Annotated in this window: 7 protein-coding genes and 1 CRISPR repeat array (1 of these 8 only partly in view); all 7 genes read right to left on the bottom strand. The window is 68.6% G+C overall.

Going from position 1 to position 12,879, the window contains the following annotated elements:
* A CRISPR array of direct repeats spans positions 1-6,893; the repeat unit is 29 nt; unit sequence CGGATGACCCCCGCTCGCGCGGGGACGAC; it reaches 212 nt to the left of the window's first position.
* A gap of 9 nt (positions 6,894-6,902) precedes the next feature.
* From cas2e to casA, 7 genes are read right to left on the bottom strand one after another with little or no spacing between them, the layout of a single operon-like run.
* Positions 6,903-7,178, bottom strand: a complete 276-nt coding sequence (cas2e, locus tag ACX1D0_RS08210; protein WP_459020422.1) for a type I-E CRISPR-associated endoribonuclease Cas2e — start codon at positions 7,176-7,178, stop codon at positions 6,903-6,905.
* Positions 7,179-7,189: 11 nt separating this feature from the next.
* Entirely contained in the window at positions 7,190-8,179 is a 990-nt protein-coding gene (gene cas1e / locus ACX1D0_RS08205) for a type I-E CRISPR-associated endonuclease Cas1e (RefSeq protein ID WP_459017427.1), read from the bottom strand.
* 5 nt (positions 8,180-8,184) lie between these two features.
* The gene (cas6e, locus tag ACX1D0_RS08200) at positions 8,185-8,892 is read right to left on the bottom strand and encodes a type I-E CRISPR-associated protein Cas6/Cse3/CasE (protein ID WP_459017426.1); all 708 of its coding nucleotides are present in this window, start codon (positions 8,890-8,892) and stop codon (positions 8,185-8,187) included.
* 10 nt (positions 8,893-8,902) lie between these two features.
* Positions 8,903-9,670 carry a type I-E CRISPR-associated protein Cas5/CasD gene (cas5e, locus tag ACX1D0_RS08195; RefSeq protein WP_459017425.1) on the bottom strand — a complete coding sequence of 256 codons (768 nt, stop codon included), beginning with the start codon at positions 9,668-9,670 and terminating at the stop codon, positions 8,903-8,905.
* Positions 9,667-10,788: a type I-E CRISPR-associated protein Cas7/Cse4/CasC gene (gene cas7e, locus ACX1D0_RS08190; RefSeq protein ID WP_459017424.1), complete on the bottom strand. Its 1,122-nt coding sequence runs from the start codon at positions 10,786-10,788 to the stop codon at positions 9,667-9,669. The genes cas5e and cas7e overlap by 4 nt, the downstream gene beginning before the upstream one ends.
* Positions 10,785-11,324, bottom strand: a complete 540-nt coding sequence (gene casB / locus ACX1D0_RS08185) for a type I-E CRISPR-associated protein Cse2/CasB (RefSeq protein WP_459017423.1) — start codon at positions 11,322-11,324, stop codon at positions 10,785-10,787. Before casB ends, cas7e begins: the two co-directional genes overlap by 4 nt.
* Positions 11,321-12,874 carry a type I-E CRISPR-associated protein Cse1/CasA gene (gene casA, locus ACX1D0_RS08180; protein WP_459017422.1) on the bottom strand — a complete coding sequence of 518 codons (1,554 nt, stop codon included), beginning with the start codon at positions 12,872-12,874 and terminating at the stop codon, positions 11,321-11,323. The genes casB and casA overlap by 4 nt, the downstream gene beginning before the upstream one ends.
* Positions 12,875-12,879 lie beyond the last annotated feature (5 nt).

Here is a 12,879-nt window from a genome sequence, read left to right as displayed (position 1 = left end):
TCACCGTCGAGTACCCCGACCGGGCAACCGCACGGATGACCCCCGCTCGCGCGGGGACGACATGACGCCTCGCTGCAGCGAATCCTGAGACAGCGGATGGCCCCCGCTCGCGCGGGGACGACATGACGCCTCGCTGCAGCGAATCCTGAGACAGCGGATGACCCCCGCTCGCGCGGGGACGACTTCACGCGGTCGAAGGCGCCCTCCATGGTCTCCGGATGACCCCCGCTCGCGCGGGGACGACCGGGCGTCGCCCTTTTCAAAATCCCGGAGCTGCGGATGACCCCCGCTCGCGCGGGGACGACCTGGTGATGTCCTCGCGGATCTGGGCGCCGGTCGGATGACCCCCGCTCGCGCGGGGACGACCACCCACACCGCAGACTGCTACGGGATCTGCGAGGATGACCCCCGCTCGCGCGGGGACGACGCGGGGCGCGTCCACTCGGTCGCGCTGGCCGACGGATGACCCCCGCTCGCGCGGGGACGACACGGCCCCGACGCCATGGGGGCGATGGGAGGGCGGATGACCCCCGCTCGCGCGGGGACGACACGGCCGAGGGCGAGAACCAGGGCCGCCGCCAGGGATGACCCCCGCTCGCGCGGGGACGACCCGCCGATCTCCTCGATGGCGGTCCCGCCGTTCGGATGACCCCCGCTCGCGCGGGGACGACCGAACCCAGCTCATAGCAGTAGGTACCCGCCGCGGATGACCCCCGCTCGCGCGGGGACGACTCCAGGGCGCGGCCGGTGGCATGCTCGATGCTCGGATGACCCCCGCTCGCGCGGGGACGACATGCGCGCCGGGGGTATGGCGCACATCAACGGCGGATGACCCCCGCTCGCGCGGGGACGACGCGTTTCCGTCGACTCGCAGTCGGTCCACCTGGGGATGACCCCCGCTCGCGCGGGGACGACCTCCCGCTCAGGCATCAGTAGTTACTCAAGGGCGGATGACCCCCGCTCGCGCGGGGACGACGTGACCCTGCCGGGCACCGATACGCACCCGGCCGGATGACCCCCGCTCGCGCGGGGACGACTCCGGGGCCTGCGGGAATGGATCACGGAGGACCGGATGACCCCCGCTCGCGCGGGGACGACGAGCACGCCACCGGCCTCGCACTCGACGTCATCGGATGACCCCCGCTCGCGCGGGGACGACTGGTTCGTCGCGGCGACCATGTCCTCGAGCGCCGGATGACCCCCGCTCGCGCGGGGACGACCACGGCCACAACCCGGGCGACATCGACGGCTACGGATGACCCCCGCTCGCGCGGGGACGACGTGTTGGAGGCGGGGACCGGGGGGCGGCAACCCGGATGACCCCCGCTCGCGCGGGGACGACAATACCTGCGGATCGGCCGGCTTGTCGTCGGACGGATGACCCCCGCTCGCGCGGGGACGACCCGGTCGGGACGACGTTGGCGCCGCTGCCCGACGGATGACCCCCGCTCGCGCGGGGACGACTGTGGCTGGGTGACGACGTGACCGTCGACAACCGGATGACCCCCGCTCGCGCGGGGACGACGCGCCACGGTCGCCCCGGAGTGACACCCAGCGCGGATGACCCCCGCTCGCGCGGGGACGACAGGGCCTTGGCCTGCTCCCAGGTGTTGGCTCGCGGATGACCCCCGCTCGCGCGGGGACGACGCCAGCATCAGTGGTACCTCCTTCGAGTCGATCGGATGACCCCCGCTCGCGCGGGGACGACGTAGCGCGTCCATACCGTCGGCACTGCCAGGTCGGATGACCCCCGCTCGCGCGGGGACGACATGCGCGCCGGGGGCATGGCGCACATCAACGGCGGATGACCCCCGCTCGCGCGGGGACGACCAGGGCGAGCCACGATAGACGTAATGCAGGATCGGATGACCCCCGCTCGCGCGGGGACGACGACGCAGAGCTGGCCATTTCGTCGCTCAACTGCGGATGACCCCCGCTCGCGCGGGGACGACTAGATGTACTCCGTCACAACCTTGTCGTCGAGCGGATGACCCCCGCTCGCGCGGGGACGACCTCCAGGCCCGCCTCCAGACGCTCGTTGAGGCCGGATGACCCCCGCTCGCGCGGGGACGACATCCCGTGGATCAGGCCGAGGGAGATGATCTCCGGATGACCCCCGCTCGCGCGGGGACGACACGGGAGGTCTGTGCGAGGGTGCGCCGGGCCACGGATGACCCCCGCTCGCGCGGGGACGACATGACAACAACGAGCGGCCCCAGCCAGTCGGCGGGATGACCCCCGCTCGCGCGGGGACGACAGCAAGCCCCAGCGCCGACCCATCACGGACGCGGATGACCCCCGCTCGCGCGGGGACGACCCGGCGCCGACGAGCAGCAAGTCGGCGGTGATCGGATGACCCCCGCTCGCGCGGGGACGACCCACCCGTGGCGATGGCGCCAACCCCGTACTTCGGATGACCCCCGCTCGCGCGGGGACGACTCACGGGTGGCACCCATCGGCTCGTCGGCGGCCGGATGACCCCCGCTCGCGCGGGGACGACCTTGTTGCGCTCACCGTCGGCCTGTCGCCTGACGGATGACCCCCGCTCGCGCGGGGACGACTGCTTGATGAGCTCAAGGCTCATGATTTGCCCCGGATGACCCCCGCTCGCGCGGGGACGACCGCTCCACGAGCCACACGCGCGTGTTGGTCACCGGATGACCCCCGCTCGCGCGGGGACGACCCAAAGTACGAGGCGGGAAAGCCGGTCGCCGCAGGATGACCCCCGCTCGCGCGGGGACGACCACTGGTCACGCAAGCACCGCCTGCCGACCTACGGATGACCCCCGCTCGCGCGGGGACGACCGGAAGTCGCCCGCCCAGATGGAGACGTAGATCGGATGACCCCCGCTCGCGCGGGGACGACTCGGCATCCACGACCACCAGACGTTCGGACCCCGGATGACCCCCGCTCGCGCGGGGACGACGCGGCAGGCGACGACGACGCGGGGCGCCTTGCAGGATGACCCCCGCTCGCGCGGGGACGACGTGATGAGCAAGCACGACAAGTCCAACGCCACAGGATGACCCCCGCTCGCGCGGGGACGACCCCCTAGTCAGGGCCGATTTGGGGTATGGCACCGGATGACCCCCGCTCGCGCGGGGACGACCGGGTGTTGGTCTGCCAGTAGGTGAACAGTGACTGGATGACCCCCGCTCGCGCGGGGACGACGTCTCGAAAGCGCCGTCGCGGAAGACGCGCTGCGGATGACCCCCGCTCGCGCGGGGACGACTTGTTCGGCAATCGGATGAAGTCCTCGCGAACCGGATGACCCCCGCTCGCGCGGGGACGACGCGTGACCGTCGGCATACTCGGCGGCCATGAGCGGATGACCCCCGCTCGCGCGGGGACGACGCGATGAACGCCAAGGCCGTTCCCAAGGAGATCGGATGACCCCCGCTCGCGCGGGGACGACCACAGCCAGAACATGACGGGGCCGACGACGTTCGGATGACCCCCGCTCGCGCGGGGACGACTTCCGGCGTCGGCTGAAGAGGAGCGGTGGTGGCGGATGACCCCCGCTCGCGCGGGGACGACCAACTCGCCAAGGAGTTGGCCGCATCCAAGCACGGATGACCCCCGCTCGCGCGGGGACGACCGGAGATGGCCAGCTCCGCGTCCTTCGGCGCGCGGATGACCCCCGCTCGCGCGGGGACGACACGGAGTCATGGATGGCCACGTCTCGCGTGACCGGATGACCCCCGCTCGCGCGGGGACGACGGGCGCATCTCCACGCCCGCATGGTCGAGGATCGGATGACCCCCGCTCGCGCGGGGACGACAACAAGTAGCGCCGGTTCGGGATCATCGGGAACGGATGACCCCCGCTCGCGCGGGGACGACTCCGACAGGGGGATCAGCCAGCGCGTGCCGACCGGATGACCCCCGCTCGCGCGGGGAGGACCTGGTTCAAGAAGGTCAGCGGCGCCGATACCACGGATGACCCCCGCTCGCGCGGGGACGACTCATCCACATTCAACGCGACGCGCTGCGGGGAGGGATGACCCCCGCTCGCGCGGGGACGACTCCTGTCCGTGCTGGCAACAGCTGTGATGAAGCGGATGACCCCCGCTCGCGCGGGGACGACGGTGTCATCGACATGCAGCACACCGTCATCGCCGGATGACCCCCGCTCGCGCGGGGACGGCTCTTCGTGTGGCCCACGTTTGACGCGAAATTTCGGATGACCCCCGCTCGCGCGGGGACGACCGGGATTCGTGAAGCGCTTCGCCGCTGCTGCTCGGATGACCCCCGCTCGCGCGGGGACGACGCAACTCCGGCCATCGGTGTTGCGGTGGGCATCGGATGACCCCCGCTCGCGCGGGGACGACTGACCGTCAGGCGATCTGCCCTTGCGGCTGAGCGGATGACCCCCGCTCGCGCGGGGACGACTTCTTGCCCGCGTCGTCGGACGAGTCGCCGATCGGATGACCCCCGCTCGCGCGGGGACGACAACACGAAACGGCTAGTGGGGACACGTACCAGCGGATGACCCCCGCTCGCGCGGGGACGACCCGAGCTTCATGGCTCCGCTAAAGTCGGCGCCCGGATGACCCCCGCTCGCGCGGGGACGACCGCGCCAGGACGTCCAGCGACAACGCCGTCGTCGGATGACCCCCGCTCGCGCGGGGACGACCGCTAGGCGGGTGGTTCAGTGAACGTCCGCGACGGATGACCCCCGCTCGCGCGGGGACGACCGGGCCGCCGTCACGCGCGGCATCGGCTGACCCGAATGACCCCCGCTCGCGCGGGGACGACCGTGACTCTGCCGAGCACTGATACGCACCCGGCGGATGACCCCCGCTCGCGCGGGGACGACAGTCCGTCTCCGCCCTCGCCGCTCGGCTCAGGCGGATGACCCCCGCTCGCGCGGGGACGACTTCGCACGGAACTCAGACACACCCGAGGCCACCGGATGACCCCCGCTCGCGCGGGGACGACCTCGATCCAGACAGACCGGCCGGCGACTGCCAGGGATGACCCCCGCTCGCGCGGGGACGACCTGATGCGCCAGACGACCGACGCGCAGGGAACCGGATGACCCCCGCTCGCGCGGGGACGACTCCGTGCACGCAAGGTCACCGCCGACATGCTGCGGATGACCCCCGCTCGCGCGGGGACGACGAGAGCAACAGCCTCCGCTACGCCTGCCAGCTCGGATGACCCCCGCTCGCGCGGGGACGACCTAGTCCGGGCACACATGGCCCCGTTTATAACTGGATGACCCCCGCTCGCGCGGGGACGACTAGGCCGCCGTCACGCGCGGCATCGGCTGACCCGGATGACCCCCGCTCGCGCGGGGACGACCCAGCGGGTGCAGCATACTCACGCCCGACCGTCGGATGACCCCCGCTCGCGCGGGGACGACTAATCCGTCGCCGCAGCGTTGGTGACGAACTCCGGATGACCCCCGCTCGCGCGGGGACGACACAGTCTCGTGCATCACGAGCGCCGTGGACGCCGGATGACCCCCGCTCGCGCGGGGACGACTGGTCCGTGCCTCGTGCTGCTGTTCCGGTTCTCGGATGACCCCCGCTCGCGCGGGGACGACCTGGGCAGCGTCGCGTACACCATCGCAGCAGTCGGATGACCCCCGCTCGCGCGGGGACGACTCAGGCCGGGGTGGTCGACCAGCGGTCGGGCGCGGATGACCCCCGCTCGCGCGGGGACGACATCCCAAACAGGCAGCCAACACCGGACGGCCCAGGATGACCCCCGCTCGCGCGGGGACGACTCAGCTGCGACCGAGGGGGCCCCGGAGGCGGTCGGATGACCCCCGCTCGCGCGGGGACGACCGACGCTCTACATGCCCGACAGGACGCTATGGCGGATGACCCCCGCTCGCGCGGGGACGACTGACGCGGGCGCTGGGCGCGCATGGAACTGGTCGGATGACCCCCGCTCGCGCGGGGACGACTCACAGCCGACGAAGGCGATGCCGCCGGACCCCGGATGACCCCCGCTCGCGCGGGGACGACTCGCGCAAGGGCGCGTTCGGGCCGGTGCCAAGCGGATGACCCCCGCTCGCGCGGGGACGACCGGTCCTGAACGGCCTCCATGACGGCGGTGGCCGGATGACCCCCGCTCGCGCGGGGACGACTGGGCGGCGAGGTCCGCGCCCAGGCCTAGGAGCGGATGACCCCCGCTCGCGCGGGGACGACGCCATGCGGGGACCGGTCGGGCAGATGGCGGACGGATGACCCCCGCTCGCGCGGGGACGACGCGGTGATGATGTCGACATGGCCGATGGTCTCCGGATGACCCCCGCTCGCGCGGGGACGACAGCTGGTAGCAGGCGACGCCGTAGGGGCGTGTCGGATGACCCCCGCTCGCGCGGGGACGACTTGTTGACGTCCAGATTGGCGATGACCTCGGACGGATGACCCCCGCTCGCGCGGGGACGACGATGACGCGAGGTCGTCGGCGTCCGCGCCGGTCGGATGACCCCCGCTCGCGCGGGGACGACAACATGGACGCGGCGAGCGCCGCGGGGCGGGCAGGATGACCCCCGCTCGCGCGGGGACGACCTAAATCCGAAGATCGAGGCGTCGGCGGTCGTCGGATGACCCCCGCTCGCGCGGGGACGACACTGTCGCGTCGGCCAGCGGTAGGACCAGAGCGGGATGACCCCCGCTCGCGCGGGGACGACACTCTGAACGTCGACTATGTGACCGGCGGCCCGGGATGACCCCCGCTCGCGCGGGGACGACTCCCAGCGTGAGCTCGAGGATGCGTACACACGCGGATGACCCCCGCTCGCGCGGGGACGACCGCTGGACAGGATGGTGGCCCAATGGGTGCGCAGGATGACCCCCGCTCGCGCGGGGACGACAGGGCGGCAGCGCGCGCCAGGATGGTGCGCAGCGGATGACCCCCGCTCGCGCGGGGACGACACTCGCTGACTAGGGTATCTTTCTACGTTCGCGAGCGCAGAGCATGAGTCCATCAAAGTCCACAGGGGTCCAGCGGTCGCGCCCAGCGGTGCGAATCTGCCAACCTTGCTCGTTGCCGGCGGGTTCCACCATGACGGCTTGACCGTCGCCGATCCTCTGCTCAAGAACGCGCCAGAGCCCATCTCGGATGCGCGCCGAAGGAGACCCCACGAACACGCCTGCCTGGACCTCCACCATCCATCTCGTCAGGTGCCCCCGCAGACCTTCTGGGGCAGCGACCAGCACGACGACGGTGCTCAAAACGGCACCTCTGGTTCATCGAACTCAGGTCCTCGAATGGCGACGAATCCTTCCCTGGAGAGGATCTCGAACTCCTCATCCCAGTTGCGCCCGCCCTCCACGTTGCCGGCCTCATCCCACAGCAGGCGCTGGTCCTCGGACGCCCCAGCCGGCCTTTCGCCGCCCATAAGAAGCCGGATCACATCAGAGACCACGCGTGCCATGAACTGGCCATTGGCGAACCGGTCCCGCAACTCGTACCGGATCTCACTCTCGTCCACACGACCTGCAGCTGCTAGGTCAAAGGCCAGTGGGATCGTGTACTCCGCCTTGTAGAGGTCGGCGATGTCGAGGACGAAGGACAACGCGTGCCCGGTGTGGACGAACCCGAGTGCAGGACTGGCTCCGACCCCCACAATCGCCGCATGGCTGGCCCCGTACAGGGCAGCGTTGCCGGCTGAGAGCAGTCGGTTGACGTCGTCACCTGCGGCGAAGGCATCACCCGCTTTGTACTCCCGCCGGCGCCATGGGACCCCCGTTCGCTCCGATTGCTGCCGGTAGATCCGCTTCACCCGGGCGCCCTCGCGTCCACGCAGTTGCTGCATGGTCAGGCCGGACACATCCTCGTCGGGGAATCGCATGCCGTACATGGCGCGAGCCACGCCGAGCCGCTCCGGGGTCCGCGACACCAGATAGGCCTGGCGCGTGATCAGCTGTGAGCCGCGGGCAACTCCCATGCCCGAGGCGTACATTCGGACACCGTTCTCTCCTACCCAGGACACCGCCGTACCTGAGTCGGCCAGCAGCCTGATTGCCCCGTGGGTGATTCGAGTGCCGGGCCCTAGGAGAACTGCGGCGATCATCGCCGCAGGCAATCGGACGGTACGAGCCTTGTTGATGAAGACAACGGCGTTCTCGGCCCTGTCGACGTGACAGCGCTCGACATACACCGTGGAGATCCGATCGGAGACTTGGTGCAGGTCATGAGTTTCAGCGAGCCACCACATGGCGATCAGGGCTCCGGGCGTGCCAAGGTCACCAACCCGCAACCATAGGCCTTGCCCTTGCCGATCCCGTCTACCAGACTCGAACGCGTGCGTTCTGAATCCGTCACACGTAAGACCCCTTCGAAGGTCGCGACGTTGAGAGTGACGGGTGGCTCGCCAGGCCGACGCGTGAACCGCAGCTGATCACGGCCCGTCACGCGCAGCCTGGGATTAGTTGAACTGCCCACTGTAAACCCCCATTGAGCCTGTTCATCCGCCGCGCGTGCAAGGAACCAGTTGATCTGATGCTCAGCCGTGCGTTGACCGACCCTGGGTTTGCGGCCGTTCGCGATCCGGCGGCTCTGAGACTCGGTCGGGGCATGCGGCCTGGCCGAGGTGCTGACGGTGTTGAGCGTGGTACGGAAGGCGAACTCGCGACCCGTGGCGATCAGGGCCAGCAGGGGTTGATAGTCGGCCACGATGGGTTCTCCGCCGTCAGCATTGGGCCAGCCGGCGTGTTCTACGAGGTGAGTCCAGTCGGGGCGCGGACCTGAGAGCGCCACCACGTCTGCGTGGTGGTTGTGAACCTCCAGCCGCCAGAGGAGGCGCCCTTCGGCCTCATGCTGGGGCGGGAAGGCCCCGAGCAGGGCTGCATGGAGCCGCTGCGGGTTCTGCAGCAGGCGCTGAGCGCCGCTCCGCAGGGGGTTCAGCCGGATCTTCGAGAGGAAAGTCATCGTCAGCTCCCTACAGCAGCGAGAATGGGTCGTGGCTGGCGCCGGTCGTCGCGACGTCCGTCGGAACCTCAACCCAGGCGTGTGACACGCGGCGACTCATCATCCCGCGCTTGGTGGGCTCGAAGTTCGAAGGGACATCCGTCGCGACATCCTGTCCATCAGCGTCATCCAGCGAGATCGGCAGCCGAATGGTCTCCTCGGTGGCCACACGACGCCTGTGCCATGCGGCTGCCTGCCATGGCACCCTTCTCGCTACCTCGATGAGACCACCGGTCCAGATCTCGCCGCCGTCCTCATCGCGCAGCAGCAAGGGCTGGGTCGGCACGCACGCCCTTCGGCCGAGAGCCAAGGGGAAGACCGGGCGTTGTATGGCGGATTCGAGTCCCCCCAGCAGATGGAGGGGACCCTCCACGACCGCCACGAAGACGGCGTCTTGCAGATAGAAGCGTTGCGTCACATGTGTGAGCTTCTTCGGCGAAGTTGGCATCTGGCGCCCACGGGGGCTCACATTGGCAGACAGCAGAGGCTCACCGTCCAGGGTCGAGACGGTGTGGTAGTCGCGCAGCCTCGACCCCGGCTGATCGACGCGCACCAGGAGGCTAAGGCCGAGGAGGTCTTCGATGCTGTCCTGTCGCCGACGTCCCTCCGCAGCCGCGAGCAACCCGAGCACCCCAGACTTCGTGGGTTGGCTTTGCGTGTCGCGGCGGTTGAACCGACTCGACACACCCCAGGACTGTAGGGGCCCTGCCAGCCGCAGGACGAGACAGTGTCCGGTCATGCCGAGGCTTCCTGGATCGCACCACGGACCCTTGAGAGCAGCGCGTCGAGCGACAGGGCCGAACCGAAGTACGCCTCCAGAGCCGCACCAGACTGCTGAGTGGCCGCGTAGCTTGCCGCGATCTGGGCGGGGCGGTCGCCCCACCGTGCAGCCTCTCCAGCGAGGTGGTCAACCAACCGCTCCTGAGATTCGGCCATGAAGCCCTTGCCCGGGGTCCACACCGGCTTCTCGAACGCCGACACAGCGTTGACGGGCTGATCAGCGCGAACGATCACGGCCAACAACGCGGGTCGCGTGTGGGCGGCGTAGCTCGACTGGTGACCACTCGGCATGGATAGTGCGAACGCGCGGATGAACTCGGCCACACCGTCGACCATCGCTCCGGTGTCCCCTCCCAAGTTCAGCAGCAGCTGATCAGTGGACACGGTGGCGTAGCGGTACATGGTCGCGGAGTTGAACTCGATCGTGCCGATCATGCCGGCTCCGGTCTCTGCGTCCTCCTGCTCGTCGTCCACGGCCGTGTAGTAGTCGAACTGAACCTCGGCGCTGTGCGTGGACAGGGCGTGCGCCACCTGAGCGGCCGCATCGACGTTTATCGCAGGAACATCGGCCACCATTCTTCCAAACAGGGCGACGTCGAGCGAGTGGCCGTTGGAAAGGTAGTGCGCGAGATCTACATCATGCAGTGCCTTCTCGATGGCCGCCTGATTCTGACCGCGCCAGTCATTAGGCAGCGCCATCACCGCATCGACCAGACGGACCAGTTGTTCTCGGGCGAAGAACAGGAGGTAGGCAAGATCGGTCTCCTTTTTCCCCTTGGATTTGATGGGCGCTAGCAGGAACTCTGTGACCGCAGCAGCGTCCGTTTCGTCCAGCCCTCTTTCGATGAAGGCCTTGACCACCATCGGCGCGACTCGTCGGGTACGCACGCCGAGTTCCTCCTTGGGTATGGTCTTCTCGAAGGCCATGCGGGTGGCGCGCTTCCAAGCCTGGGACGAGACGCGGAGCCGGTCGACGCCGCCGTACGTAGCTTGCTTTGGGGTGCCGTTGTCGTCGCGGTTGATGCACGACGGAGGGAGGTCCTGGAGGATGTGGACGTCGACGAAGTAGTTGGTCATGAGTGTTCTCCTGAATCTGTCTTGGGTCTGTTGGAATGGAACTGGAGCCCCCAGCGACGACGAACGCCGGTGAGGCGAAGGGGGTCCTGCCAAGCGGCGAGGTCGCTTGCCAGCCTGGTGTAGTCCAGAGTGGGAACGTGTCCGAGGGTCTTGGCCTCTTGGATCAGCCCACGGAGATGGTGGGCGACCGCGCCGATGGACTGAGCTGCGGCCGCACGCACGAACCGCTGGGTGACTGCCTCTTCGCTGAATCTCCCGCTCAACAGGACAGCTCGGGCGAGATCACCAACACCACGACCTGTCTCATGCACGTGGCGCTTGACCGACTGCTGATGGAGGCCGAACAAGGCAAGCGCCTCATGCTCAGCCCTGAGGTGGTTGGTTACTCTGCCATCACCGGTGAGGTTGCTGTAGAGACCCCACATCTGCGGAACCTCTCCAGCCTCGCGGCCCAGGCCGCGGCGCATCGCCGCCAGGTCCTGACCGGGCGGGGGCCGCCAAGTTCCGTCCATTTGCCGTTCCCAGTAGTAGGTCATGCTTCCTCCTCTTGTGAATGGGGGATGATCTTCTTAAGTGCTCCACGGAAGAATGCCTCCGCCCGCGCCAGAGTGAAGGGGTCCTTCTTCGGTCCCACGCCGGCCACGGCCCGTGGCGGGGCGGCATCGAGGAGTCGGTTCCCAGTAGTCCAGGTGATGGCTCGGGCTGTTCTGCGCCAGTCTGCCAGTGCCTCATCGCCTTTGTCTGGTTCCTCCTGGAGACGCAGCAGGAGCCATCTGGTTGGTTCGTCGAATTCGGACATCATGGAGTCTCCACGGTGATCTCCCTTGTCCCAGGGGATCTTGTCTCCTCCGCACGCGCGTCGGATGTCCGACTGGAGATCGTTCACAAGTCTGCGGAGACTCTCGGCAGTGGCGACAACTCTGATTAGGTCGTCAGCAAGGGACAATCCGTCGAGATCCTCCAAGGCGCGCAGTGGCATGGGGATCCGGTCGAAGATCACGTTCTCGAAAACGGCGGATTGATTCCCATACTCAACGCCGATGCAGAGGACGCCGAGCGGGTAATCATCCGGCAGGAATCGTCCAGCGGTACCGATATTGCGCAACGCACACGGTCCTGACGCATCGCCTCCTCTGGCCGCGTCAGATGCCAGGAGGGCGTCCATGCCGCGCCACGCTGAGCGTCCTGAGATGTGACGGCGGGGGCGGTGGGAGACAGCGCCCTTGGTGTCGATACGCCACGCCGCGTGTGGTTCTAGGTGCGGCGGAACAAAGTCCATCCGGTCGCCCGCCGCCACAAGAACACCGGTGATGCCATCCGTATCACCGATGAGCCGGATCCGTCGTGACTGCCATGTCAGGAGTTCGCGGATTCCCCGTGGCTGATGGACATTCCACTCGGCCGACCACTCGCGCCGCCATGCAGGCAGATCGCCAGCTTGCTCAGCTTTGACAGGGGTCTCCAGCACCAAGGATTCAAACAGGTTGCGCCCTTCCGGCAACACCAGGCCAAGGTGACCAAGTGGCCCTGTGGGGTTACCGGTGGTTTTGCCCCGGCTGGCCCTGGGATCGCCGACTGCAGCCGACTTGATGGCGGCTGTGTCCCACGCCTGGATTGTCACCAGCCCCCTGGCTGCCTCGGCGGGCGACAACGCCTCGACGGTGGACTCCAGGACGGACGTGAAGAGTGGCACGTTGTTGCCGGTTGCGATTTCAGGGATCAGCAGAGTCACCGATTTCCACTCGCCACTGGCGGGCTCGATTTCGGCAACCTGATAGAAAGGGTGCGGGCCGCCAAGTAAGTCGAAGCGGTCATAGTGCTCCTCGAAGTAGGAGTCGAGCACCGAGCGATCGAAGGATCCGGCTTCGAATAGCCTGCGCCACTCCTCGGTTGAAGAGACGGGCCCGAAAGCGTCCACCACGATGGCCACGAGGAGGCGCGCCAAGGCGCCGCCCGCTAGAGGGTTGCCGAAGTCTAGGCCCTTGATGAGGGGTGCATGGGCCAGTGCGTGCTGTAGGGAGACCTGTGCGGGGCCGGAGGCAGTCACGACTGGTACCCAGCTACTTGAGGCGAGATTGAACGTCATCGTTG

Source organism: Tessaracoccus pujii, assembly GCF_054483895.1.
Note: the sequence above shows the minus strand (reverse complement) of the source record. Positions and strands in the feature narration are given on the sequence as shown.